The sequence below is a fragment of the Nakamurella panacisegetis genome (assembly GCF_900104535.1).
GTDB classification, from domain to species: Bacteria; Actinomycetota; Actinomycetes; order Mycobacteriales; family Nakamurellaceae; genus Nakamurella; species Nakamurella panacisegetis.
Window position 1 is genome coordinate 2,280,520 of record NZ_LT629710.1, and the last position, 24,895, is coordinate 2,305,414.

Sequence of the window (24,895 nt, forward strand, 5' to 3'; positions counted from 1 at the left end):
TATGGTCCGACCGACGGCCGCGTGCTCGGAAGTGTCGCGGCCGCCCCTGACTGACCACTGGGTCGCGAGCGGTGTTTCGGTAGTCAGCCGATTCCGGCCCGGACCCGCGAAGGAGCGACCGCCGATGACAACCTGCGCCGGGCCCATGACCGCGCTCACCCGCGCAGTCGTCCGATGAGCGGCTACAACTACGTCACCGGCCTGGTGTCGGCCGCGTTCATCGTCGTCGGGTTCGGAATGCTCGGCCGGGCCGCGTTGCAGATCTACCGCACGCTCACCTTGGGTCGACCCGACCCGACGCGGAGCGGCCCGGTTCTGCCCCGCGCGAAGACATTGGTCAAGGAGTTCCTCGGGCACACCCGGATGTTGAAGTGGGGCATCGTCGGGGTCGCGCACTGGTTCGTGATGGTGGGTTTCGGAGCGTTGGTGCTCACCCTGGTCGAGGCCGTCGGGGAGACCTTCCACCCGCAGTTCGAGATCCCCTGGCTCGGCCATCAGGCCTGGTACGGGCTGTTCGTGGAATTGATCGGCCTGACGACGGTGCTCGGCATCGCGACCCTGATCACGATCCGTCAGCTCGCCCATCCGCGGCGGGTCAACCGGCGCTCCCGGTTCCAGGGTTCGAATTTCCCGCAGGCCTATTTCGTCGAGGCCGTCATCCTGAGTATCGGCATCTGCATCTTCCTCATCCGCGGGTTCAAATCGGCGACCGGAAATCTGCCCTATCCGACCTGGGCGGCGCCGATCTCGACCGGACTGGGGCACATCCTGCCGTCGTCATTGGCGGCGATCAGTGTCGTTGCCCTGATCAAGGTGATCATCTCGATGGTCTGGGCCATCGTCATCTCGCGGAACCTGACCATGGGCGTTGCCTGGCACCGGTTCCTGGCCTTCTTCAACATCTACTTCAAGCGTTCCGATGTCGGCGGGACGGCGCTGGGCGCGCTGCGTCCGATGATGAGCAACGGCGAGGTGCTCGACTTCGAGAAGGCGGATCCGGAGAAGGACACCTTCGGAGCCGGGAAGATCGAGGACTTCACCTGGAAGGGCTGGCTGGACTTCTCCACCTGCACCGAGTGCGGGCGGTGCCAGTCGCAGTGCCCGGCCTGGAACACGGCGAAGCCGTTGTCGCCCAAGCTGGTGATGCTCGCCCTGCGGGATCACGCGTTCGCCAAGGCGCCCTATCTGGCGGCCGGTGGGGGCACCGACATGGCCGGTGTCGAGAAACTCTCCGACGAAGCCCTCGCCGCGTTCGCCCACGAGAATCCGTTGGCCATGCTGGAGGCCGGGCGCCCGCTGATCGGCGGACCCGAGGTGGGCGGGATCATCGATCCAGAGGTGCTGTGGGACTGCACCACCTGCGGTGCGTGCGTCGAGCAGTGCCCGGTGGACATCGAACACGTCGATCACATCGTCGACATGCGCCGCTATCAGGTGATGATCGAATCGGAGTTCCCCTCCGAGCTGGGTGGTCTGTTCCGGAACCTGGAGAACAAGGGAAATCCGTGGGGCCAGAACCAGCGGGACCGGATGGACTGGGCGAAGGGCCTGGACTTCGAGGTGCCGGTGGTCACCGATGTGATCGACGACGACCACGAGTATCTGTTCTGGGTCGGATGCGCGGGCGCCTTCGAGGACAAGGCCAAGAAGACCACCAGGGCGATCGCCGAGCTGCTGCACATCGCCGCGGTCGGGTTCGCGGTGCTCGGGACGGGGGAGACCTGTACCGGTGACCCGGCTCGGCGGGCCGGCAACGAATTCCTCTTCCAGATGTTGGCCCAGCAGAACGTCGAGACGATCAACGCGGCATTCGGCGGCCGGAAGCGGAAGAAGATCGTGGTGTCGTGCGCCCACTGCTTCAACACGTTGCTCAACGAGTACCCACAACTGGGCGGCGAATACGAGGTCGTGCACCACACCCAGTTGCTGAACAAGCTGGTGCGCGAGAAGCGGTTGGTCCGCAAGGTCGACGTCCAGCCGGCGAACGTCACCTACCACGACCCGTGCTACCTGGGCCGGCACAACAAGGTGTATTCCCCGCCGCGCGAACTCATCGCCGCCGCGGGCCTGCAGCTCACCGAGATGCCCCGTAACCAGGCCCGCTCCATGTGCTGCGGCGCCGGAGGCGCCCGCATGTGGATGGAGGAGAAGATCGGCAAACGGATCAACCTGGAGCGGGTCGACGAGGCGTTGGAGACCGGCGCCACCCAGGTCGCCACGGGATGCCCGTTCTGCCGGGTCATGCTGACCGACGGCCTCACCGCTCGTCAGGGGCAGGACGAACCGGTGGGCGCCGACGTGGAGGTCATCGACGTCGCGCAGATGCTGCTGGCCGGCGTCCGCGGGGCCTGACGAGCAGGTAGGTCCCGCGACCGGACCCACCCCCGTCTGGGTTGACGCGACCCCCCGATTCGTCACTCTGCGTTGAAGTACAGGGAACGTCGGACCCTGAAGACTGATTTTCACTCGTCAGGGTGATGACTCGGTCACGGATGGTGGAAAACCGCGCCCGTCCCTGTCGGGGATGATCAGCCGCCCATATGGTCGACGGCACACCCCAACCCTCATTCGGAGCTGCTCGCCATGCGCGCTCGTGCCCTGCTCGCCCCGGTCGTCGCCGGTCTCACCATGATCCTCGTCCCGGTCGGCTCGGCCTCGGCGAGCGCACCGGCCAAGGCCCCGACCGTCGTGCTGGGCTGCACCGCAGCACCATCTGCGTCGACCGTGCATCAGCACTCCTACGTGGCGATCCGGATCGGCCAGATCGGCGCCGGCGTCCGGGTCAGGGTGAGTGCTCACTTCCGGTCCGGTACAACGACCCATCTGACCACCGGGTCGAAGACAGGTGCCGCCGTCAGCGGCTTCAACACCGGCTCCGCCGCGAAGGGTCAGCGGGTCGCGGTGACCGTGTCCGCGGTCAAGGGCGACATCGGCTGGTCCTGCTCGACCGCGTTCGTCGTCCGGTAGCAAGGGGACCCTCTCGGTCCGGTTCGACACGAGGAGCGGACGGCCGGGGGCGGCGGGGGGCCGGGACTCCTCGCTGGGAGGGTTCCCGACTCGGACTCTGGCGCGGATGGGTGACAGAGAAATGAGTGGTCCGCAGTCCGTAGGCCGTTCGGGTTAATGTGCGCCGTATCACGCACTATGACGTGCTGTCCGGTCCCCGGACGGCTCTCATACGTGCCCCCGTCGGTGCCGAAGCAAGGAGAGTCGTGACAGCGCTGCCTGCCCGCGATCCGGCGTCGGCCATCGATCACCGGACGATGCCCTTCCGTCGCCTGTCGGTGTCGTTCCGCGTGCTCTGGGTCGTCCTGATGGCCGGTTTGATCGGCAGCTATCTCGCCTTGCTGGCCCGCCCGCTCGGGGCCGTGTTCGTCGGTCGCTCGACGTGGCCGGCATTGGCCCTCCTGCTGGCGCTGGTCGTCGCGGTCGAGATCTATCCGGTGCTGCCGTTGGCACGTCAATCCGTCGCCGCACCGACCAATTCCGTGTGGTCGGGGATGATCTGGTCGGTATCGCTGGCCGATGCGGCGGTGCTGGCCTTCGGTCCGCGGGCGATCCCGCTGCACTTCATCGGTGGCCTGCTCAACTCGCTGGTCGAATTCCGGCGACCGTGGTGGCGACCGTGGCTCAACGCCACCGGGGCGGGCCTGGGTGGACTGACCTCGGGCTGCGCGGCGGCGGCGGTACAGACCGCGCTGGGCGGGCATGTGGGCCTGCCCTGGGCCCTGCTGGTGTCGGTCGTCGCGTTGGCCGTCACGTCCCGCGTCACCAACTCCCTGCTCCTGCTCGGGGTCGGTGCCACCCGAGACCGGTTGACCCTGGCCCAGCTGGCGGAACAACTGCGGCAGGGCCCGTCGTTCTGGGGTCTGGACTCGATGGTCACACCGATGCTGGCCTTCGTCGCCATCCAGGCCCCTGTACTACTGCTCCCGTTGCTCGGAGTGGCATTCGCGCTGCGCCACACCGCGCACGTCCTGTTGTCCCGAACCGAGCAGGCGGCCACCGACCCTCTCACCGGCCTGGCCAACCGCTCCGCTTTCACCTTCCACCTCGACGGCCGTCTCCGGGGCCGCCGGTCCGCGACCCCGTTCAGCTTGCTGGTGGTCGACCTGGACGGCTTCAAGTCGGTGAACGACACCTATGGGCACGTCGTCGGCGACCGGGTGCTGGTCGAGATCGCGCGGCGGCTGTCCGAGGCGACCGGGCCGGAGAGCTTCCTGGCCCGGTACGGCGGAGACGAGTTCGTGGTGGTCGCCCCCGGTGACCTGCACGCCGCCGCCGACCTGCGGGACCGAGTCGCGGCCGAGCTGGCCGTGCCGATCGAGGTGGACGGTCGCCCGATCGCGCTCGGAGCGTCGATCGGCACTGCCGCCGCACGGGACCACATGGCCGAGATGGACCTGGTGTCGGCGGCCGACGAGGACATGTACCGACGCAAACGAGGCGGTACCCGTTGACATCCGGCCGGGTCGCGTCAAGGGGGTGACCCGGCCGGAGCCGTTCAGCTCTGCCGGTTGGCCGGGTTGAAACCGAAGGCGTGCGAATTCTCCTCGGCCCGGATCACGTGCGTCACCGCGTTGATCAGCGCGAGGTGGGTGAACGCCTGCGGGAAGTTGCCCAGATGACGCCCGGTCAGCGGGTCCAGCTCCTCCGCGTACAGCCCGAGGCTGGAGGCGTGGGAGAGCAGGCGCTCGCACAGGGCGTGGGCTCGGTCCACCTCCCCGATCTCGACCAGCGCGGAGACCAGCCAGAACGAGCAGATGGTGAAGGTGCCCTCCTCGCCGGCCAGGCCGTCGTCGATCTCCGCCACCCGGTACCGCAGGACCAACCCCTCGTGTGTGAGCTCGTCGGCGATGGCCAGCACGGTGGCCCGGATACGCGGGTCGTCCGGCGGGAGGAACCGCACCAGGGGAGCCATCAGCAGAGAGGCGTCCAGGGCGGTGTCGCCGTACCGCTGCACCAGCACGCCGCGTTCGTCCACGCCGTTGGCCAGGACGTCGGCGTGGATCTCGTCGGCGATGGCCTGCCACTTGTCGGCGGTGGCGTTCGAGTCGTGCAGGCGGGCCAGGCGCACGCCGCGATCAAGGGCCACCCAGCACATGATCTTCGAGGACGTGAAGTGCTGCGGTTCGCCGCGCACCTCCCACATGCCGCGGTCGGGTGCCCGCCAGTGCGAGGCGGCGTTCTCGACCTGCGCCACCACGATGGGCCACAGTTCCTCGGGCATCTGCTCCCGTGACCGGGTGTGCAGATAGATCGAGTCGAGCAGTGCGCCCCACACGTCGTGCTGCTGCTGCCCGAACGCGCCGTTCCCGATCCGGACCGGGCGGGCGTCGTCGTATCCGGACAGGTGGTCCAGGGTCGACTCCTCCAGGTGCCGCTCGCCACCGACGCCGTACATGATCTGCAGGGCGTCCGGGTTGTCCTTGGTGACGTCGTGGATGAAGAAGAAGAAGTCGTTGGCCTCACGGTCGAACCCGAGGGTGTACAGGCCCCAGAGGGCGAACGTCGAGTCACGGATCCAGGTGTAGCGGTAGTCCCAGTTCCGTTCTCCGTGCGGTGTCTCCGGCAGCGAGGTGGTCGCGGCGGCCAGGAGCGCCCCGGTCGGCGCGTACGACAGGCCCTTGAGGGCCAACGCGCTCGACTGCAGGAAGATGCGCCACGGATGGTCCGGGAACGAACCCTGGGTCAACCACTCGCGCCAGTACTCGCCGGTCTTGTCGATCTGGCGGTGGGCCTCCTCGGTCGACATGGGCGGCGGCAGTTCGGAGAACGTCAGCGCGACGAAGTGGGAGTCGCCGACGGACATCTTGGTGCGGGCCATCGCCGCGCGGCCCTCGATGCCAAGGCGCAGGGAGCTGGTCAGCGTGAGCGTCGGCTGTCCGTCGGCCCTGGCGATCACCTGCGCGTAGTTGTTCGTCGGATAGGACCAGCTGGCGCCGACGCGGGCGTAGTCGAACACCGGCTCGCACACCATCGACATGTCGACGGTGCCGTAGATGCAGCGGACCGTGCGCAGCAGGCAGTGGGCCGCGTCGATATCGGTGGGCGAACGCTTGTGGGTCTTGGACCGCTCGTCGACGTTGTGCCAGGGACCCATGATCAACGCATCCCGGACGACCACCCACCCGGTCGGCGTCTGCCAGGTGGTCTCCAGGACCAGGGTTCCGGGGAGATACCGGCGGGCGGCCGGCACCTTCACACCGAACGGCCCGAACCGGAACGACCCGCCGGACCGGTCGAGCAGGGCGGTGAACACGCTGGGCGAATCGGGGCGGGGAAGGCAGAACCATTCGACCGCGCCGGATGGTGCGATCAGGCAGTTCGTCTCACAATCGGAGAGGAACGCGTAATCCGCGATGTTCGGGAAGTTGCTGGTGCCGAAGTGCTGCAGCATGACCGTGTCGGTGTTGACGCTGGCGGCCGCCGTCGAGCTGAAGGCCCCCTGGTCGACGCTGATCGCGTCGTAGTGCCCGTTGGGCGCCGCGGTCTGGACGGACGGGATGATGTCGTTCACCCGGATATTGTCGCGGCTGTCGGCCCGCGAATGATTACGTTCTCGCGTCAACATTGGGCGCCATGGGGGACGCGGCCCCCTTCGGTGGCGCCCGTTCGGCTGGAGGTCGGATGACGAGATACGTTGCCCTGCTCAAGGGGATCAACGTGGGCAAGGCGAAACGGGTGGCGATGGCCGACCTGCGGGCCGTGATGTCCGGCCTCGGCTTGGCCGACGTGGCCACCCACCTGCAGAGCGGCAATGCCGCGTTCACTGCCGAAGACCCGGGGGACGCAGTCGGCCGGGCGATCGAGAAAGCCCTGTTGGACGAGTTGAAGCTCGACGTCAGGGTGGTCGTCCGGACGCATGCCCAGCTGGTCGCAGCGGTCGGATCGGACCCCTACTCCGACATCGCCGACGATCCGGCCAAACACCTGCTCGGCTTCTTCTCAGCGATCCCGGACGCGGGCCGAGTGGCCGCCTTCGAGGATCTGGTGAAGGCCAAACATGTGGATCCGGCGGTCGGTGGGCTTCATCACATCGACCGCGATCACTGCTATCTGTGGTGCCCGCAGGGCGCTCTCAAGTCGCTCTTCGGCACGGTCGACTGGGACCGCAAGCTCGGGGTGACGGTGACCATGCGGAACTGGACCACCGCGCTCAAGCTGGTCGAGATGAGCGCCTGACCCGGTGCCGGCGGGCGGTTCCGGCCGAGCCGCGGGAGACGGCGCCGGGGATGCTCGGGTCGCAGGCCTCAGGCCGGGCTGGTCTGCGGGTCGGCCGAGCGTCGGGGCGGCCAGGGGACGACGGCCGACGTGGTGCGCTGGTACTCGGCGTACTCCGGGTACTTCCCGGCCGTGATGCCCTCGGTGAAGTTGGTCGAGCCGACGAACAGCAGGGTCAGCAGCACTGCTCCGCCGGCGGTCCACTGCACCACCGAGCCGGCGGCGATCGCGCCGAACGCGAAGACGACCCACCAGATGGCGATCTCGCAGAAGTAGTTGGGATGACGGCTGTACCGGAACAATCCGGCCCGGAGGAAGCCGACCCCGGACGGGCGTCCCGCGGCAGCGTCGGCCTTCTTGCGCTGCTGAAAATTCCACTGCTGTTGGTCGGCCACGGTCTCGCCGATCAGCAGCACCAGGAAGACCATCGCGGCCAGCACGTCCATGACGCCGAACCCACCCTGGTGGCGTTGCGCGGTGTCGGTCGGCAGGGCGATGGCCAGCAGCAGGGCGTTCTGGTAGGCCGAGATGAAGAAGAAGTTGAACAACGCGAACTGCCAACCGGACATCCGGCTGCGCAGCAACGGCCACCGGTAGTCCTCCCCGCCTTTGGCGTAGCCGCCTTTCCGCGCGAAGTTGAACGTCAGTCGAGCGCCCCAGAGGGTGACGAGCCCGGCCATCACGTCCAGCCGCGCGTCGGCCAGCCCGGCTCCGACGGCGAAGATCCACAGGTAGACGACCGGCACGACGGACCAGATCCGATCGACCCACGAGTGGTCACCCGTGATCAAGGACAGCGCCCAGGTGGCGAGGGTGAAGGCGAGGGCGACCCAGAGACTGGCGACGAAAGGACTCACCTCTTCAGGATTCCACCTTCGATCACGGACCTGTACGTCGGATGCCTCACCGGGACGAACGAGGGTCGGCGCCGGTCTCGGTCGCGATCTCGAACACCGGGTAGCCAGGGGCGATGGCGAGCAGTTCGGCATCGGTGGCGTCGGGCCCCACGCCGTCGAAGAAGACGCCGATCTCGAACTTCCAGCGCTTGAGGTAGGCCCGCAGGATGGCCGGCTTCTGCTCATCGGCGAGTTCGGTCGGGGTGAACGTCTGGATCCGTCGGCCGAGGCGCAGCTGGCCCTCCCCGGCGGCGCGCAGGTTCCGCACCCACTGGGTGGTTCCGCGGGGTGCGACCAGATAGCGGTGGTCCTGGAACGTGAGCAGGTTGACCGGGGTCTGGCGCATCTGTCCGCTGGAACGCCCGCGGACGTAGAGCTGACGGCTGCCCCACACGGTGATCCCCATCCGGGTCATCAGGGCCGTGACCGAGTTGAACGCGGCGGTCCAACGGCCCGGCTTCACGTATCGCACTGTCGACATGAGGTCCTCCTCCAACAGAGAGAGCGGTGCTCTCGTTATGGATCAGTGAACTCTCTGCTCGCGGCATTGTCAAGAGCAGTGATCTCGTCGTTGATCGGCGCTCTCCGTATGCGGCATGATGGGGGCATGAACGCCAGCGTGACGGCCCGGGAACTGGCCCGCGCCGCCTTGACCAGCTCGATCAAGGACGCCGCGCGCCGACAGCTGGGGGTCGAGGGGCCGGCCCGGCTGTCGGTGCGGGCGGTGGCCCGCGAGGTCGGCCTGGTCTCGTCGGCCGTCTACCGGTACTTCCCGACCCGGGACGACTTGTTGACGGCCCTGATCATCGATGCGTACGACTCACTCGGCGCGGCGGTCGAGGCGGCCGACGCCCCGATCCCGGTCGATCGCGTGTGGGATCGCTGGGGCGCGGTGAGCCACGCCGTCCGGGACTGGGCGCTGGGCAATCGTCACGAATACGAGTTGATCTTCGGCACACCGATACCGGATTACCGGGCGCCGCAGGACACCATCGTCCCCGCCGGGCGGGTGCCGACGGTGATCATGGGGGTGCTCCAGCACGCCTTCTCGATCGGGGCCCTGGTCGGGGCGGAGCCGGATGTGACCGCCGAGGGAGCGCCGGGGCTACCGGATCGGCTCCGGGATCAGTTGGGCACGGTCACCACCGCCCTGGCGGTTCAGCTCCCGCCCGGGGTCGCCCTGCGCGGCGTCGTCGCGTGGACCCAACTGTTCGGGATGGTGACATTCGAGCTGTTCGGGCAGTTGGTGGGCTCGATGGACCCGGCCGACGAGTTCTTCGCGGCGGCCGCCGAGTCGATGGGCCGGTACGTCGGCCTCCGTCCGCCCGACCATCTTGCCGGGGCGCTCACTTCGCCGCTGCCTTCTGCACCTTGAACACCTCGCCCTGCTGGCAGTAGCTCATCATGTTCTTCACGATCTGGCCGGTCACCGTCACGTCCGCTCCGACCTTGACGATCTTGGGATCCCCGCCGGTCAGATTCACCCGCAACCCCGTCTTCTCGTCGGTGAGGATCAGACAACTGGGTTCGACCCCGGCTTCCACCGTGCCGGTCAAGGTGAGCTTCGCTCCGTCGGCCGGCGTGGTCAGGGGGATCGGAACGACGGTCGACCTCGACGGAGTCGTTGCGGGGGCGGACGGTCCGGCCGGGGAGCTGCCGATCCCGGAACTCCCCGGCGGCCGGGTCTCGGTGCTCGGGGGCGACACCGTCGTCGCAGCGGAGGGGACCGACACCGACGCACCGGAACTCGGGGCGCCCGCACTGGAACTCACCGGCGACCCCGACGAACTGGCCCCGCACCCCGCGAGCAGCGTGATCGCCACCAACCCGGTGCCGACCCCCATGATCAGATCTCGCATTCTCGCCACGTGCATCTCCTCGCTTCTCGCCCCACCCTAGGACGGGCGGGGTCCGCGAGTCCGTTGCACAGGCTCCCGGGGCAGGCCCGGTTCGTGCTTCGGCCAGTTGGGATGTGCTCTCCCGTCGGACGCCGCGGCCATCATTCCCGTGGCTGTCGGCGCCACCAACGGCGGGAACAACTCCGGGTGCTCCTCGGTTGTGCCGGTTGAAGCCGGAAGGGGCCGCGTGGACGTCGACGTGCTGGTGATCGGGGCCGGACAGGCGGGGCTGTCAGCCGCGTTCCACCTGCAGCGGGCCGGTCTGTCCTACCTCGTGCTGGACGGCGAGGCCGCCCCCGGCGGTGCGTGGCAGCACCGGTGGCCGACCTTGACCATGGAGACGGTCAACGGCATCCGAGAACTCCCGGGCTCGGCAGTTCCGCCGGTCGACCCGATGACGGCGGCCCGAGTGGCCGTCCCGGCGTACTTCGCCCGCTACGAAACCGAGATGGGACTGAACATCCGCCGCCCGGTCAGGGTGCGGTCGGTCGAATCGGTCGGCGAGCACCTGGTCGCCACCAGCACCGACGGCCATCTCTACCGATCGCGGGCGCTGATCAATGCCACCGGGACCTGGTCCCGGCCGTTCTGGCCGTTCTATCCGGGCGCGGATACCTTCGCCGGCCGGCAACTGCACACCCATGACTACCGCGACCCGGGCGAGTTCGACGGTGCGCGGGTCGTGGTGATCGGCGGTGGCATCTCGGCCGTGCAACTGCTGCTGGAGCTCGCTCCGCACGCGGCCGATCATCGTTGGGTGACGCGCCGGACACCGGTCTTCCTCGAGCGGGACTTCAGCCCGGAAGCCGGCCGGGTCGCGGTTGCGATGGTGACCGATCGGGTGCGGCGGGGGCTGCCGCCGAGGTCGGTGGTCTCGGTGACGGGGCTGGGCCTGACGCCGGGGGTTCGCGCGGCCCTGGCCTCGGGGCTGCTGGATCGCCGGCCGATGTTCAGCCGTATCGACCCCGCCGGCGTGGTCTGGGCCGACGGCTCGCGCTTCGACGCCGACGTGTTGTTCTGGAACACGGGCTTCCGTGCGGCGCTCGACCATCTGGGACCGCTGCACCTGCGCGCCCCCGGCGGCGGGATCGTGATGGACGGGACGGCGGTGGCCACCGATCGACGGATCCACCTGGTCGGTTACGGCCCCTCGGCCTCCACCATCGGGGCCAACCGCGCGGGGCGTCTCGCGGTGCGCGAGTTGCAGCAGCTACTGGCTGACCCCACCCGGAAAGCACTTCAGGGCGCCACTCCCGAAGGAGTGGCGCCCTGAAGCAGGAAGATCTAGGACCTAGGTCCGAGGATCAACGCAGATCAGACGGCGGTGACGCCGGTGGCCTGCGGGCCCTTCGCACCCTGGGTGACCGTGTAGGTCACCTTCTGGTTCTCCTCGAGCGAGCGGTAGCCGCCCGACTGGATCTCCGAGTAGTGGACGAAGACATCCGGTCCGTCACCCTCGGGGGTGATGAAGCCGAAGCCCTTTTCAGCGTTGAACCACTTGACGGTTCCCTGTGCCATGTTGTTTCTCCTTGCATGTGACCGATCAGAGGGACGTGTTTCGTCTCTCCGGGTTCGTCGACGAGTGCGACATTTCGGACACAAGATCCGAGAAGTCCCAAGACGATCGACTGCCTTGGGACCGCTATGACACGAACTCAAGAACTGTAACCAAGACCCAGTATTCCATGACACGGACTGAACACCGAATCCGGACGCAAACTTACGCTCATTGCACCCATCCGGCGTAATGATCATCGCCACCGCCGGATGGGTGGACGGTCAGTGATCACCCCTGCTCAGGGCGGCCGCGCGGAGCGAGGCCGAACGCGCGTGCGCCCCGTCTGACCTGGGCCGAAGGGCCTACAGCTGGTCGAGGAGCTTGGCCTTCGCCGTTCGGTAGTCGGCGTCGCTCACCAGCCCGGCCGCATGGCGTTCGCGCAGTTCCAGGAGTTCGGCGACCGGGTCGCGCGGCGTCAGCCCGGGCGAGCGGAGCTGCTCACGGAGATCCAGGGCGAACTGCGCCGCCTGGGTGCCCAGGATCTTGCCCACCACCAGTTGCCCGGCCGCCGTCTCGAGCCGCACCTGGCCGGTCATGCTCTTCACGTCGTCCGTCACGTCGGTCACGCCGCCGAGCGGAACGACCTCTCCGAGGCCGGGTGCGGCGCCGTGCAGCCGGAAGATCACGTTCTCCGTGGTCAACACCAGGAAGCCCATGCGCCGGTCGCGCGTCCCCTCGACGATCCTGATCACCGATTCGGTCTCGGTGAGTAGGTCCTCCACGGGCTTGAGGTGCGCATCCGATCGTTCGTCCGACGCCATGTGCCCGGCCGCCCGTTGCAGGTCGCCGCGCAGGTGGAGACCGGCGAGCCGTTGTTGCGCGTCCGGCACGCGGAACAATTTCTTCAGGTCGAAGGACACCATCTGGCGTCGTCCTCCAGTCGTCGGGGCCATGGCGCGTTCGAGTCTGGCACGCGCCGGGCGCGGTCGGGACGGGGTGACCCCGATCCCGCGGTCCCGGAACCGGCCGACCGATCCGGCGGAAGGCCGGCCCTACGCGCTCTCCGCGGCCAGACGCCCGTCGCCGTCCTCGGCCCGATGGTGCAGGTGCAGAGGCCGGATCTCGACGACGTGCACCGACGAGAAGTGGGCCAGGGCGACGGCGCCGGAGACGGCCAGGACGAAGCCGACGGCGGCCGGGACGGCCCAGCCGTCACGGATGGAGTCACCCAGCAGCGTCAGGCCGATGACCGACGGCAGCACGGTGTTGGTGGTGAACATGACCGCCGACACCGTGGTGGCGGTGCCCTTCTGCAGGGCCAGGGCGAACACGACGGTCGCGGCCACACCGTTGAGGACGATCGCCCAGATCGAGGGCTCGGCCAACCAGGCCCAGAGGTGAGGCGGTACGTGCAGGGTCCGGGCCGACACCGCGACCGCGGTGAATCCCAGGCCCGCACCGAACGCCAGGAGCGCGGCGCACCAGCGGCTCTCCACCCGGCTTCCGTAGAAGCCGATGAGGCCGACCGGCGCGACGATACCGAGGATCACCCACCGCCAGCCGGGCGGCAGCGGGTGGGCCGGCCCTGGGTCGGCCGACAACCCGAGGGTGATCAGGCCGAGCGCGGCGATGCCGAGGCCGGTCCAGCCCATGCGTCCCAGTTTGGTACCGAGGAAGGCCGAGATGGTCGCGGTGACCCCGACGCTGAAGGCGAGTACCGACTGGACCAGGAACAGCGGCAGCCGGTGCAGGGCGGCGGCGCCGGCCACGAACCCGAGGATGTCGATCCCCACCCCGAGGAGGTAGAGCGGCTGCCGCCCGATCTTGCCCAGGTCGTCGGCGTCACCCCCGTACGCACCGGAGCGGCGGATGGCGACGGACTCCAGAACCGACCCGACACCGGACCCGAGCGCCGCCATCACGGCCAGCAGGTATCCGACGAACATCGGCCCAGTGTCGCAGAATCGATCCGGCCGGCCGTGACGTTCTGCGGCCCGGTCCGGCCGGGAGCGCGTTCGGCGACCGTCGGCGGGCGCGACACATATTCTGGACGAGACATGACTCTGGAATTGAACGAGGGCGGAACGACCACGAGCGCGGCCCCGACGGTCGGTGCGCTGATCGCCCGGCTGGACAACGTGATGACGGCCGACGCCGGTCGGCTGGGACGCCGGCTGGGCGGGTTGCGTCGCCGCTCCGGCCAGGGGCGACGGGGCGAGCGCAACGACGAGGGGTCGAGCCAGGCTCTGACCGACCTCGACCGGCAGATCAGGGCGGCCGAGCAGAAGCTGGCCCGCCGTGTCGCCGGCGTCCCGGACGTCACCTTCCCGCCCGAGCTGCCGGTGTCCGAGCGGGTCGACGACCTGGCCGCTGCCATCCGGGACCACCAGGTGGTGATCGTGGCGGGCGAGACCGGTTCGGGGAAGTCGACCCAGCTGCCGAAGATCTGCCTGTCCATCGGGCGGGGCGTGCGCGGGCTGATCGGGCACACCCAGCCCCGCCGGATCGCCGCGCGGGCCCTGGCCGAGCGGATCGCCGAGGAGACCGGGACCGAGCTCGGCGACGCCATCGGCTACACCATCCGGTTCGGCGACCACACCGGCCCGGACACCCTGGTCAAGCTGATGACCGACGGGATCCTGCTGGCCGAGATCACCCGGGACCGGCTGCTGAGCGCCTACGACACGATCATCATCGACGAGGCCCACGAACGCAGCCTGAACATCGACTTCCTGCTCGGGTACCTGGTCGAGTTGCTGCCCAAGCGGCCCGATCTCAAAGTGATCATCACCTCGGCCACCATCGACCCGGGCCGGTTCTCCCGGCACTTCGGTGACGCCCCGATCGTCGAGGTCTCCGGACGCACCTACCCGGTCGAGATCCGGTACCGGCCGTACGGCGCGGACGACCTTTCCGACGACGAGCTCGACAGCCAGGACACCGACCGGGTACCTCGTCAAGATGCTCCGAAGCCCAAGGGCGGCAAGGTGTCCCGCGACGACAGCAGCCGGGACCTGGCCCAGGCGATCGTGGACGCGGTCGACGAACTGGCCCGGGAGGGCGACGGCGACGTCCTGGTGTTCCTGTCCGGTGAACGGGAGATCACCGACACGGCCGAGGCCTTGCGCGGTCACCTGGCCTCGCGTCCGGGACACACCGAGGTGCTCCCGCTCTACGGGCGGCTGTCCGCGGCCGACCAGCACAAGGTCTTCTCCTCGCATGTCGGCCGCCGGATCGTGCTTTCCACCAACGTCGCCGAGACATCGCTGACGGTGCCCGGGATCCGGTACGTCGTCGATCCCGGTACGGCCCGGATCTCTCGCTACTCGACGCGGACCAAGGTGCAGCGACTGCCCATCGAGCCGATCTCGCAGGCCTCGGCCGGCCAGCGGGCGGGCCGCTGCGGCCGGGTGGCCGACGGCATCTGCATCCGGCTGTACTCCGAGGAGGATTTCGCCGGTCGCCCGGAGTACACCGACCCGGAGATCTCGCGGACGTCGTTGGCGTCGGTGATCCTGCAGATGGCCTCACTCGAGCTGGGGGACATCGCCTCGTTCCCGTTCCTGGAGCCGCCGGACACCCGACAGATCACCGACGGCATCACGGTTCTCACCGAACTGGGGGCACTGGACCGCTCCGGGGACGACGGCCGGGTGCGGCTGACGCCGACCGGCCGGGCGCTGGCCGCGCTGCCGCTGGACCCCCGGCTGGCCCGGATGATCGTCGAGGCCGACCGGCTCGGCTGTCTGGCCGACGTCCTGGTCATCACCTCCGCCCTGGCCATCCAGGACGTTCGGGAGTACCCGTTGGAGGACCGCGACCGGGCCACCGCCGCCCACTCCCGATTCGCCGACCCGAAGTCGGACTTCCTGTCGCTGGTCAACCTCTGGAACTATCTGGCCGACGAGGCGAAAGCCCGCTCCGGCAATGCCTTCCGCCGGATGTGCCGGTCCGAGTACCTGCACTACCTGCGCATCCGGGAGTGGCAGGACCTGCACGCCCAACTGCGTCAGGTGGCCCGCCAGCTGAAGATGGACACGGAGTCGCGGGCGATGGTCGCCGCCGCGCAGGTGACCGCGGACGCCGGGAAGCCGCCGCCCGCAGCCGCCACCCGTTCCGCCTCCGGACGCAGTTCGGCCGCCGGTGGCAAGCGTCGGGGCCGTCGCCCCGTCGAACGGGACAACCGTGTGGTCGAGGCCCAGCCGGTCGGCGTCGCCGCCGCGGTGATCACGACCCAGGGAAAGGGCTCTCACGTGAGTTTCGTCGACACCGAGCGCGTGCACACGGCCCTGCTGTCCGGGCTGCTGTCGCACATCGGGTTGCGGTTGGAGCCGGGCCGGGAGTATCAGGGAACCCGCGGGTCGAAGTTCGTCATCTGGCCCGGGTCGGCGCTGGCCAAGTCCGGCCCGCGGCTGGTGGTGGCAGCCGAACTGGTCGAGACCTCCCGCCTGTGGGGGCGGATCGTGGCCGCGGTCGACCCGACCTGGGTGGAGAAGGTCGGCGGGGACCTGTTGCGCCGCAGCTACTCCGAGCCGCGCTGGGACGCCCGGCGCGGTCAGGTGACGGCAACCGAGAAGGTCACGCTGCTCGGGGTCACCCTGATCGGGGCGCGGTCGATCCAGTTCGACCGGATCGACCCGGTGACCAGTCGCGAGATGTTCATCCGGCACGCCCTGGTCGAGGCCGACTGGCAGACGCGGCACGCGTTCTTCGCCGCCAATCTCGCCGCGCTGCGGGAGGTCGCCGAACACGAGGACCGGGCTCGGCGTCGCGACATCGTCATCGACGACGAGTCGTTGTTCGCCCTGTACGACGAACGGATCCCGGCCGACGTCACCTCCTCGCGGCATTTCGACAGCTGGTGGCGCAAGGCTTCTCGCGAGCACCCGGATCTGCTGACCTTCACCCCGGACATGCTGCGCAACGCCGGGTCGAGGGACGTCGACCTGACCGCGTACCCGGACACGTTCACCGCCGGGAACGTGGACCTCGGTCTGGACTACGTCTTCGAACCCGGCCGGACGGACGACGGAGTGACGGTCACCATTCCGCTGGCCGTGCTGGCCCGGATCGACCCGGCCGCGTTCGACGCGCAGATTCCCGGCCTGCGCAAGGACTATGCGGTGGCCCTGATCCGCTCGTTGCCGAAAACGTTGCGCCGCAACTTCGTTCCCGCGCCGGACTTCGCCGCCGCCGCTCTGTCGCAGATCCCCGACGACGGCCCGTCCGGTCTGGCGCCGGCCCTGGCCGCGACCCTGACCGCGATGACGGGCGTCGTCGTCCGGGCCGACGACTTCGAACCGGAGAAGATCCCGGACCACCTGCGGTTGGGATTCCGGGTGGTCGACGACTCCGGGCGAGCCGTTGGCGAGGGCAAGAACCTGTCGCAGCTGCAGGAGTCCCTGCGCGCCGACGGCCGGAAGGCGGTGGCCAAGGCCTCCGGCACGGTCGAGCGGACCGGCCTGACCGGGTTCCCGCCGGACGGGATCCCCCGCACCACCACGACCTGGGTGTCCGGACACGAGGTGCAGGGATTCCCGGCGCTGGTCGACGAGGGCCAGAAGGTGGGCGTGACCGTGTTCGCCTCCGAGGCCGACCAGCAGCGGGCGATGCGGGCCGGTATCCGCCGGCTGCTGGTGCTGGGTGCGAAGAACCCGCTCACCCACGTCCGGAACGCACTGTCGCGGCCGCAGATGCTCACCCTGACCGTCACCCCGCACGGGAGCGTCGCCGCGCTGCTCTCCGACGCCACCGAGGCGGCCGTGGACGCCCTGCTCGACTGGGCCGGCGGACCGGCCTGGACCGCGGCCGAGTACGCCGCCCTGGTGAAGAAACTGACGCCGCAACTGGATCGGGCGGTGCTGGACATCGTGGTGGCCGCCGAGGCGGCGCTGAAGGAGGCCCACGAGGCGGAACGGCTGATCGACGGCATCGCCGGAACCGCGCTCGCGCCCCAGGTCGCCGACCTGCGACGGCAGCTGAAGCGACTGGTGCACCCTGGGTTCCTCACCCGCACCACCGCCGCCCACCTGCCGGATCTGACCCGCTACCTGCAGGCGCTCAGCGTCAGGGCCGATCGGCTGCGGGAGAATCCGGACCGGGACCGGCAACGGATGGCCGAGATCAATGCGCTCGAGGCCGAGATCGACGACGCGGTGGCCGCCTTGCGGCCGGAGCGGGCGCACGACCCTGATGTGGCCGACGTCCGCCGCCTGCTCGACGAGTACCGCGTGGCCAGTTTCGCGCAGCCGATGCGCACCGCCGTGCCGGTCTCGGAGAAGCGTCTGCGCAACGCGATCGCCACGCTGCGGCGGTGAACGCCCGCCGCCCGGCCGTCGGCAACGGTCGAGGGCCGGGCGGTGTCAGGGAATGGAAGAGCTACTGCTCGCTCGGCTTGTTCCGCCCGAGCGAGTCGACGAAACCGGACAACTTCTCCTCGACCGGATCGACCTTGTCGTGCCCGATCCGTTCCCCGACGAAGTCACCGATCTTGTCGATACCCTGCTTGATCTGATCCTCGTGCCCGGAAACCAGGCCCTCGGCCTTGTCCTTCAGTTCGCCGAAATCCACCATGGCCGCACCTTCTCCTCGCGTCAGGACCGGGCGTGATCACGTTCAGCAGCACGCCCGATCGGAGTCCTGACTACCGTAGACGGTCGGACAGACCCGGGAAATGCAGCACGAAGCCGTCGGCGTCGACCGTCAGCTCCCGTTCGCCCATCGGGCCGGTGTAGAGGATCACGGCGCCGTTGGAGTCGGCCGAGACGGTGCGGTACATGTGTTGGACCGCGGTCACCTCGGGGTCGGCGCCGCCGACCGACGCCACGGTCAGGTTGGCCTGCCCGATGTTGCGGTGCAGGCCGAGGCGCCGGATGGCCAGCGAGTTGGTGAACGCGGAGGCCACCAGATCGATGTCGAGCGCCGGTTCCACCTGGGTGAGGGTGCGGGGGCCGCTGCCGGAGTCGGCCACCCATTGCCCGCCCGGCACCCGGGAGAGGGTCAGCGTGCGTTCGCCGGTGCCGGAATCGCTCTGCACGGTCAGCCGTCGGCTGCGGCCCTCGGGATCGACCAGCAGCGTGTAGGCGACACCGAAGGCCTCCATGGCGGCCGACACGATGTGGCCGCTGGCCCGCAGTCCCCGGTCGGTGAGCACCACCCGCACGGTTTCCAGTCGGTGTTGGTCGTCCGAGGTCCAGGTCAGCATGCGCGTGGATGTCGTTGTGGTGGTCACAGAAAATACGTTAAACCCGTTGGCCCCACCCGCAAGGCCACGGCGGGCGCAACGGGTGAGATGTTCACCCAGATCCAGGAGTTTGACGAGCCCGACATCACCCGGAAACCGGAGTGTCTGCGTCACCGGCCCGGCGACCCCGGCAAGTCATTTGACGGGCCAGCGCGCCGTGGGCGAGGGTCAACGACGTGGGACATCTCGAGGTCGCCGGTATCAGCTACTCCCTGGCCGACGGCCGGCCGTTGCTGGCCGACGTCAGGTTCCGTCTCGGGCAGGGCAACGTCACGGCCGTCATCGGGCCCAACGGGACCGGCAAGACCACCTTGCTGCGGATCATCACCGGGGAGCTCGAGGCCGAGGACGGAGCGATCACCCGCTCCGGCGGCCTCGGCGTCATGCCGCAGTTCATCGGTTCCGTCCGGGACGATTCCACCGTCCGCGACCTGCTGCTGACGGTGTCGCCGGCTCCCGTTCGCGAGGTAGCGGCCCGGATCGACGCGGCCGAACTGGAGATGATGAGCGACGAGGGCGACGCCGTCGCCATGCGGTACGCCCAGGCGTTGGCCGACTGGGCCGACGTGCACGGCTACGACCAGGAGAACGCCTTCGACTTCGCCTGCGTGGCCGCCCTCGGCGTTCCGTACGACCGGGCCAAGTACCGGGCCGTCACCAGCCTTTCCGGTGGCGAGCAGAAGCGACTGGTGCTGGAGCTGCTGCTGGCCGGTCCGGACGAGGTGCTGCTGCTGGACGAACCGGACAACTACCTGGACGTCCCGGGCAAGATCTGGCTGGAGGGCAAGCTCGCCGAGACGCCCAAGGCCGTGCTGCTGATCAGCCACGACCGTGAGCTGCTGGCCCGCGCGGCCGACCGGATCGTCACGCTGGAACCCGGGGTGGCCGGGGCCGTGTCGTGGGTGCACGGCGGCTCGTTCGCCACCTACCACCAGGCTCGCCTCGACCGGAACTCCCGCCTCGAGGAGTTGCGTCGGCGGTGGGATGAGGAACACGCCAAGCTCAAGGCCCTGGTGCAGATGTACAAAACCAAGGCGGCCTACATGGACAGCCTGGCGTCCCGGTACCAGGCGGCGAAGACCCGCCTGTTCAAGTTCGAGGAGGCCGGGCCGCCGGAGGAACTGCCGCTGTCGCAGGACGTCACCATACGGCTCAAGGGCGGACGCACCGCCAAGCGGGCCGTGGTGTGCACCGAACTGGAGCTCACCGGCCTGATGCAGCCCTTCGACCTGGAGATCTTCTACGGCGAACGGCTGGCCGTGCTCGGCGCCAACGGCTCCGGAAAGTCGCACTTCCTGCGGCTGCTGGCCGCGGGCGGCAGCGACCCGGACATCGAGCACCAGCCGGTGAGCGACACCCCGGTCGATCCGGTCCGGCACACCGGCACCGTGGTCCTCGGTTCGCGGGTCCGGCCCGGTTACTTCCGGCAGACCCACTCCCACCCGGAGTTGTCCGGGCGCACGCTGCTGGAGATCCTGCATCGCGGTGACGACCATCGGGCCGGGATGGGACGTGAGCAGGCGGCCCGCGCCCTCGACCGCTACGGACTGGCCCGTTCCGGTGAGCAGACCTTCGACACCTTGTCGGGCGGTCAGCAGGCGCGGCTGCAGATCCTGCTGCTGGAGCTCTCCGGGGCCACGTTGCTGTTGCTCGACGAGCCGACCGACAACCTCGACCTGCACTCGGCCGAGTCCCTGGAACAGGCCCTGGACGCCTTCGAGGGCACGGTGGTGGCCGTTACCCACGATCGGACCTTCGCCCGCACCTTCGACGCGTTCCTGGTGTTCGACGCCAGTGGCTCGGTGGCCCGATACGACGATCCGGTCTGGGATGTCTCCCGAGTGCAGCGGACGCGGTGACGGGACCGCCGGCCGTGTCACCATGTTGAGGTGAGTACAGCGCCGGGCCGGAAGTCGTCGGGGGTCGTCCGGACCCCTGGAACCCGGACCCGGCCGGATTCCGCCCGGCCCGTGCGGTTCGCCGGACTGGTGACCTCGGGCGGACTGTTCGCCCTGCTGGTGGTGGCGGCCGGCCTGGTCGCAACGATCGTCGGCTCCGACGTCACGAAAGCATCGTCGGTGGCCGGGATCGTCGCCCCGCCGTGGATCGTCACCATCGGCATCCCGGTGTTCCGCACGCTGCTCGACCTGAGCGCCGTGGCCGTGACCGGGCTCGGTCTGCTGTCCAAGATGGTCGGCTTCGACCGGCCCGAGCGCACCGAGGCGGTGGTCGGCCGGTCGCGTAGCTACGCCGTCTGGGCATCGGCCCTGTGGGCGATCTCGGCCCTGGTCTCGGTCGTCCTGCTGTCGGTCGAACTCGACCCGACGCGGACCGTGACCCCCGCCTCGATCTGGAGTTACGTCAGCAACATCGCGGCCGGTAAAGGCCTGTTGATGTCGGCCGGGTGCGCCCTGCTGTCGTTGTGGCTGGCCCGCGTCGCGGTCCGGCACGGGGAGAAGGTGCCGGCCGAACTGCGCGTCGGGATCGCATTGTTCGGCCTCCTGCCGCTGCCGCTCACCGGGCACGCGGCCAACTGGTACTACCACGATCTGTCGATGGTCTCGATGGAACTGCACGTCGTCGCGGCGACGGCCTGGGCCGGCGGATTGGCCGCCCTGGTGATCTTCCTGGCCCGGGAGCCGGCCCTTCTGGCCGAGGCCCTGCCGCGGTTCTCCAAGCTGGCCACCTGGTGCGTCTTCGTCGTCGGGGTGACCGGCGTGTTCAACGGCCTGCTGGAGCTGGCCCTGTCGCCGATCACGCAGCTGCCGGGTTCGATCGTGACCACCCGCTACGGCGTGATCCTGCTGGCCAAGGCCGTCTGCATGGTGATCATCGCGATCATCGCGGTCCGCGTCCGGACCCGGATCCTGCCCCTGGTGGTGCAGAAGAAGGCGACCTCCGTCGCACTGTGGTGCGGCTGGGAGATCGTCACCCTGGCCGTGGCGTTCGGGGTCGCGGTGGTGCTGACCCGGGCGTCGGTCACGCCGTTCTGAGCTACCGGTCCCTTGCCGGTGAGGCCGGCGACCGCCTCAGGTGGGGCCGCCGCCTCAGGTGGGTGACCGGCCGGAAATCGGGGGGACAGCGCCGGCCGCGGTCCGGCGGTCAGGTCCGGGCGCCGGTCCCCCGCTTCGCGGGTGCGGTCGGCTGAACCGGCGGGGCCGGCTCGGCCTTGTCCGTCTGGCCCGGCCAACCGTCCAACCGGCCGTGCTCGTCGCGCCGGGGCTCGGGCCCGAACTCGACACTGAGGGCCGGGGGCCGCGGGCGGCCCAGGCCGGCACCGCGGTCGGCCAGGTAGGTGACTCCGGACCAGGTGAGCACGGCCAGCGGAAGGGCGATCCAGATCGACCACCACGCCACCGGCGGGGTCAGCAGATGCGACCCGGAGGTGAACGCGGCCCGGATCTGGGCGATGTTCATCCGGGCCAGATCGGTCGGGGTACCGGTGATGACGGCGCTGAGCCAGTACAGGCCGTATCCGATCGCGGTGATCAGCAGCCCGCCGGCCACCGCGCGCAGGTACGGACGGAGACGGAGCAGGAACAACAGGTCGACGGCGAGCCCGATGGGCAGCAGATAGAGCGGGAGGTAGCTGGGCGGGAAGGTGCCGAGAACCAGCAGCGGCCACAGCACGCACCGGTAGACGACGTAGCCGGCGACGACCAGGGTGGCCGTCCAGCGGAAACCGACCATCATCCGCGCCAGCGGCAGCAGGGCGACACACACGGCGAGCACCCAGACCGGGTACACCCACGGCTGGATGGGCATGGCGAAATGGTTCAGGGCGACGTCGTCCACCGGCCGGCCGAGCTGTTTGGCCGCGAAGGCCAGCAGCGACGGCTCGGCGTAGGGGCTGCCGCGCAGCCAGGAGGCCACCTCGAGTACGCCGTATTCCTGCTGGCCGGTGGGGAAGTAGAGATCCTCGAACATGAAGGCGAACAGGGCGATCAGACCGACGGTCCACTGGCGGGCGAACCGCCCGTCCCGCGGGTAGGTGCGGAACCAGTTCCGGATGACGCCGACCACCATGATCGCGGTGCCGGTGTAGAGCAGCAGGTGGGACGGCGACCAGGCCGTCAGGTCCAGACCGTTGATCCGGTGGTTGACGACGTCGATCGGGCCGGCCACGACGAAGATGCCGGTGCCCCACTGCATGATCCGCAGCGAGGTCCGCTCCACCCCGTACCCGGTGAAGGTGTGGGCCAGGACGAGGCCGATGGCGATGCCGGTGCCGACGGTGTTGAGCAGGTGCGGCGGCGCGAAGTCGTCACGCAGCCACTTGAAGTGCCACGAGACGTCCCAGGAGGATCCGAGCAGCTTGAACGCGAGCGCGGCGATCCACATCCGCTGCATGAAGACGGCCAGCGACCTCGGGGTCGACCGCCCCGGCTCGCCGCGCGTCCAGTACGTCCGCATGAATCCCGCAAGCCGCTGCATGGCACTGCCCTTCGCTGTTGGCCGGCCGGCACCGGCCCTCGCTCCTGACTGCAGCGTAGAGGCTCGTCAGGCCTCGCTGGGGTACCAGACGCGGACCCGGAGATCGTCGTCGGCACCGATCAGGCCGGCGACGTGACCGCCGGCCGACCCGACCGAGATCAGCTGGTCGAGCAGATCCGGACCGGACAGGGTCAGCTCGATCAGCGAGTCGGCGCGATGTTCGAACGCCACCCGCGCCTCGTGCCCACCACTGGTCAGCTTCTGCAGCGATCCGGTCGAGGCCAGGGAGCCGCGGGCCACGCCAAGGAGGCCGAGGGTCTCGTCCATGACGCCGAGCAGTGCCTTTCCGTTCGCCTCGCACATCGCCCGGATCAACTCGGGCCGGGTCGCGGCCACCCGGGTGGCATCGGCGAATGACGACGCCGCGAGCGATCCGGCCAGCGATCCGCCGGCCTGGGCGACCTGGGCCAGGGCCAGGGCGAGCAGATGAGGGACGTGCGAGATCCGAGCCACCGCGTCGTCGTGAGCGGGCGCCTCGGTCGGCACCACCCGCGATCCGAGCCGCAGGGCCAGGCCGGCCACGTCCCCCCAGACCGTCAGGTCGGAGTCGTCGTCGAGGCACGTGACCCAGGCCGCGCCGTCGAACAGGCCGGCCGACCCGGCGGACCATCCGCTGAACTGGGTGCCGGCCATCGGGTGCGAACCGACGTATCGCACCTCCGGGGCCAGCTCCGCGACCTGGTCGGCGACCGGGGCCTTGACGCTCGCGACATCGGTGAGCTTGACGGTGGGCGCTCGCTCGGCGATCCGGGGCAGCAACGTGTCGAACGCGGTGAGCGGCGCCGCGAGGACGAGCAGGCCGTCCTGTTCCGCGGCGGCATCGAGGATGTCCTCCAGCGAGCTGTGCACGGTGAACCCGTCGGCCGCCGCGGCGTCCCGGGTCGCCGCGGTCGGCGACCAGCCGGACACCTCGGTGAACGCCGTGGCCCCCCGGATCAAGGAACCGCCGATCAGGCCGAGCCCGAGGACGAACAACGGTGGTGTGGGATCGCCGACTTCCGAAAACGTCATGGTGATCATCATGGTCGGTCCGGCGCCCGCGCAGTAGTGCGGCCGCCGAAGTCGGGCCCGGCACCCAGGCTCCGTGGCGGTCGACGTCGTGAACTGGTTCGATGTCAAGGGCGTGGCCCCGCGGGAAGAACCTGCGTAACGTCTGCCGCGTGACTATCGACGGGTTCGCTGCGGCAGTTGTCCTGCAGGACGGCGCATGGAAGTGCTCGCTGCTCGACGAGGAGTTGCTGGAGGATCTGGACGGCGTGATCACCGCGCTCCGGCGAGTGGCGGCCACCGGGCCGGTGTTCGGCATGATCGCCGTCGACGATGAGTTCTTCGTCATCGTGCGGCCCATCCCGGGCGGCGCTTCCCTTCTGTTGTCCGACGCGACGGCCGCCCTGGACTACGACATCGCGGCCGATGTCCTTGACCAGTTGCACATCGAGGCCCCCGAGGAGGACGAGGTCGACGACGAGCCGTGGCCGGAGGGCGACCTCGCGCTGCTGGCCGATCTCGGTATGCACGAGCAGGAGATGCAACTGATCGTCGACGAGTCCGATCTGTATCCCGACGAGCAGCTGTCGCTGATCGCCCAGCGGTGCGGTTTCGGCGATCAGTTCGCCGCGCTGTTGGAAAAGGTCTGACGTTC

Annotated in this window: 22 protein-coding genes; 11 read left to right on the forward strand and 11 right to left on the reverse strand. The window is 69.2% G+C overall.

The features are described from left to right. Positions 1-174: 174 nt before the first annotated feature. From BLS97_RS09990 to BLS97_RS10000, 3 genes are all read left to right on the forward strand, one after another. Entirely contained in the window at positions 175-2,352 is a 2,178-nt protein-coding gene (locus tag BLS97_RS09990) for a (Fe-S)-binding protein (RefSeq protein WP_090475842.1), read from the forward strand. A gap of 231 nt (positions 2,353-2,583) precedes the next feature. Beyond that, positions 2,584-2,967 (forward strand): hypothetical protein, encoded by a 384-nt coding sequence (locus BLS97_RS09995; RefSeq protein ID WP_090475843.1) that lies wholly within the window; start codon positions 2,584-2,586, stop codon positions 2,965-2,967. Positions 2,968-3,212: 245 nt separating this feature from the next. Next, the gene (locus tag BLS97_RS10000) at positions 3,213-4,460 is read left to right on the forward strand and encodes a GGDEF domain-containing protein (RefSeq protein WP_090475844.1); all 1,248 of its coding nucleotides are present in this window, start codon (positions 3,213-3,215) and stop codon (positions 4,458-4,460) included. Between the two features lie 44 nt (positions 4,461-4,504). On the opposite strand, the gene BLS97_RS10005 is transcribed toward BLS97_RS10000, so the two are convergent. Then, on the reverse strand, positions 4,505-6,400 hold the full coding sequence (locus BLS97_RS10005; RefSeq protein ID WP_090481847.1) for a glycoside hydrolase family 15 protein: 1,896 nt from the start codon (positions 6,398-6,400) through the stop codon (positions 4,505-4,507). Between the two features lie 230 nt (positions 6,401-6,630). On the opposite strand from BLS97_RS10005, the gene BLS97_RS10010 reads away from it, so the two are divergent. Next, entirely contained in the window at positions 6,631-7,185 is a 555-nt protein-coding gene (locus BLS97_RS10010; RefSeq protein WP_157695340.1) for a DUF1697 domain-containing protein, read from the forward strand. 68 nt (positions 7,186-7,253) lie between these two features. Here BLS97_RS10010 and BLS97_RS10015 read toward each other — a convergent pair whose 3' ends face one another. Further along, positions 7,254-8,081, reverse strand: a complete 828-nt coding sequence (locus tag BLS97_RS10015) for a DUF1295 domain-containing protein (RefSeq protein ID WP_231988461.1) — start codon at positions 8,079-8,081, stop codon at positions 7,254-7,256. 46 nt (positions 8,082-8,127) lie between these two features. Continuing rightward, a complete protein-coding gene (locus tag BLS97_RS10020; RefSeq protein WP_090481850.1) occupies positions 8,128-8,601 on the reverse strand; it encodes a nitroreductase family deazaflavin-dependent oxidoreductase in 474 nt (157 codons plus the stop codon). A gap of 126 nt (positions 8,602-8,727) precedes the next feature. Here BLS97_RS10020 and BLS97_RS10025 point away from each other — a divergent pair, with 126 nt between their 5' ends. Continuing rightward, positions 8,728-9,495 carry a TetR/AcrR family transcriptional regulator gene (locus BLS97_RS10025; RefSeq protein ID WP_090475847.1) on the forward strand — a complete coding sequence of 256 codons (768 nt, stop codon included), beginning with the start codon at positions 8,728-8,730 and terminating at the stop codon, positions 9,493-9,495. Here the strand turns inward: BLS97_RS10025 and BLS97_RS10030 are convergent. After that, positions 9,467-9,676 (reverse strand): hypothetical protein, encoded by a 210-nt coding sequence (locus tag BLS97_RS10030; protein ID WP_090475848.1) that lies wholly within the window; start codon positions 9,674-9,676, stop codon positions 9,467-9,469. The two genes, BLS97_RS10025 and BLS97_RS10030, sit on opposite strands and share 29 nt — an antisense overlap. Position 9,677: 1 nt before the next feature. Between BLS97_RS10030 and BLS97_RS10035 the strand changes: the two genes are divergently transcribed. Then, the gene (locus BLS97_RS10035; RefSeq protein WP_157695341.1) at positions 9,678-10,019 is read left to right on the forward strand and encodes a hypothetical protein; all 342 of its coding nucleotides are present in this window, start codon (positions 9,678-9,680) and stop codon (positions 10,017-10,019) included. A gap of 186 nt (positions 10,020-10,205) precedes the next feature. After that, complete coding sequence (locus BLS97_RS10040; protein ID WP_090475850.1) at positions 10,206-11,291, forward strand: FAD-dependent oxidoreductase; 1,086 nt, start codon at positions 10,206-10,208, stop codon at positions 11,289-11,291. Between the two features lie 41 nt (positions 11,292-11,332). Here BLS97_RS10040 and BLS97_RS10045 read toward each other — a convergent pair whose 3' ends face one another. The 3 genes from BLS97_RS10045 to BLS97_RS10055 all read right to left on the reverse strand — a co-directional run bounded on the left by BLS97_RS10045 (position 11,333) and on the right by BLS97_RS10055 (position 13,462). Continuing rightward, the gene (locus tag BLS97_RS10045) at positions 11,333-11,536 is read right to left on the reverse strand and encodes a cold-shock protein (RefSeq protein WP_090475851.1); all 204 of its coding nucleotides are present in this window, start codon (positions 11,534-11,536) and stop codon (positions 11,333-11,335) included. Positions 11,537-11,878: 342 nt separating this feature from the next. Continuing rightward, positions 11,879-12,439, reverse strand: a complete 561-nt coding sequence (locus BLS97_RS10050) for an SHOCT domain-containing protein (RefSeq protein ID WP_090475852.1) — start codon at positions 12,437-12,439, stop codon at positions 11,879-11,881. Between the two features lie 129 nt (positions 12,440-12,568). After that, positions 12,569-13,462: a DMT family protein gene (locus BLS97_RS10055; RefSeq protein WP_197676503.1), complete on the reverse strand. Its 894-nt coding sequence runs from the start codon at positions 13,460-13,462 to the stop codon at positions 12,569-12,571. 111 nt (positions 13,463-13,573) lie between these two features. Between BLS97_RS10055 and hrpA the strand changes: the two genes are divergently transcribed. Further along, the gene (hrpA, locus tag BLS97_RS23845) at positions 13,574-17,833 is read left to right on the forward strand and encodes an ATP-dependent RNA helicase HrpA (protein WP_231988462.1); all 4,260 of its coding nucleotides are present in this window, start codon (positions 13,574-13,576) and stop codon (positions 17,831-17,833) included. A gap of 61 nt (positions 17,834-17,894) precedes the next feature. Here hrpA and BLS97_RS10070 read toward each other — a convergent pair whose 3' ends face one another. Continuing rightward, the gene (locus BLS97_RS10070; protein ID WP_090475853.1) at positions 17,895-18,089 is read right to left on the reverse strand and encodes an antitoxin; all 195 of its coding nucleotides are present in this window, start codon (positions 18,087-18,089) and stop codon (positions 17,895-17,897) included. A 70-nt stretch (positions 18,090-18,159) separates the two neighbouring features. Then, positions 18,160-18,747, reverse strand: coding sequence for a putative glycolipid-binding domain-containing protein (locus BLS97_RS10075; RefSeq protein ID WP_157695342.1), 588 nt, complete (start codon positions 18,745-18,747; stop codon positions 18,160-18,162). 188 nt (positions 18,748-18,935) lie between these two features. Here BLS97_RS10075 and BLS97_RS10080 point away from each other — a divergent pair, with 188 nt between their 5' ends. After that, on the forward strand, positions 18,936-20,618 hold the full coding sequence (locus BLS97_RS10080) for an ABC-F family ATP-binding cassette domain-containing protein (RefSeq protein ID WP_090475855.1): 1,683 nt from the start codon (positions 18,936-18,938) through the stop codon (positions 20,616-20,618). Between the two features lie 30 nt (positions 20,619-20,648). Further along, on the forward strand, positions 20,649-21,752 hold the full coding sequence (locus BLS97_RS10085) for a copper resistance D family protein (RefSeq protein ID WP_157695343.1): 1,104 nt from the start codon (positions 20,649-20,651) through the stop codon (positions 21,750-21,752). A 109-nt stretch (positions 21,753-21,861) separates the two neighbouring features. On the opposite strand, the gene BLS97_RS10090 is transcribed toward BLS97_RS10085, so the two are convergent. Together BLS97_RS10090 and BLS97_RS10095 are read right to left on the reverse strand one after the other, a co-directional pair. Continuing rightward, a complete protein-coding gene (locus BLS97_RS10090) occupies positions 21,862-23,193 on the reverse strand; it encodes a hypothetical protein (protein WP_090475857.1) in 1,332 nt (443 codons plus the stop codon). Positions 23,194-23,259: 66 nt separating this feature from the next. Beyond that, positions 23,260-24,264, reverse strand: a complete 1,005-nt coding sequence (locus BLS97_RS10095) for a prephenate dehydrogenase (RefSeq protein WP_090481855.1) — start codon at positions 24,262-24,264, stop codon at positions 23,260-23,262. Between the two features lie 149 nt (positions 24,265-24,413). Here BLS97_RS10095 and BLS97_RS10100 point away from each other — a divergent pair, with 149 nt between their 5' ends. Continuing rightward, on the forward strand, positions 24,414-24,890 hold the full coding sequence (locus BLS97_RS10100; RefSeq protein ID WP_231988463.1) for a tRNA adenosine deaminase-associated protein: 477 nt from the start codon (positions 24,414-24,416) through the stop codon (positions 24,888-24,890). Positions 24,891-24,895: the final 5 nt, after the last annotated feature.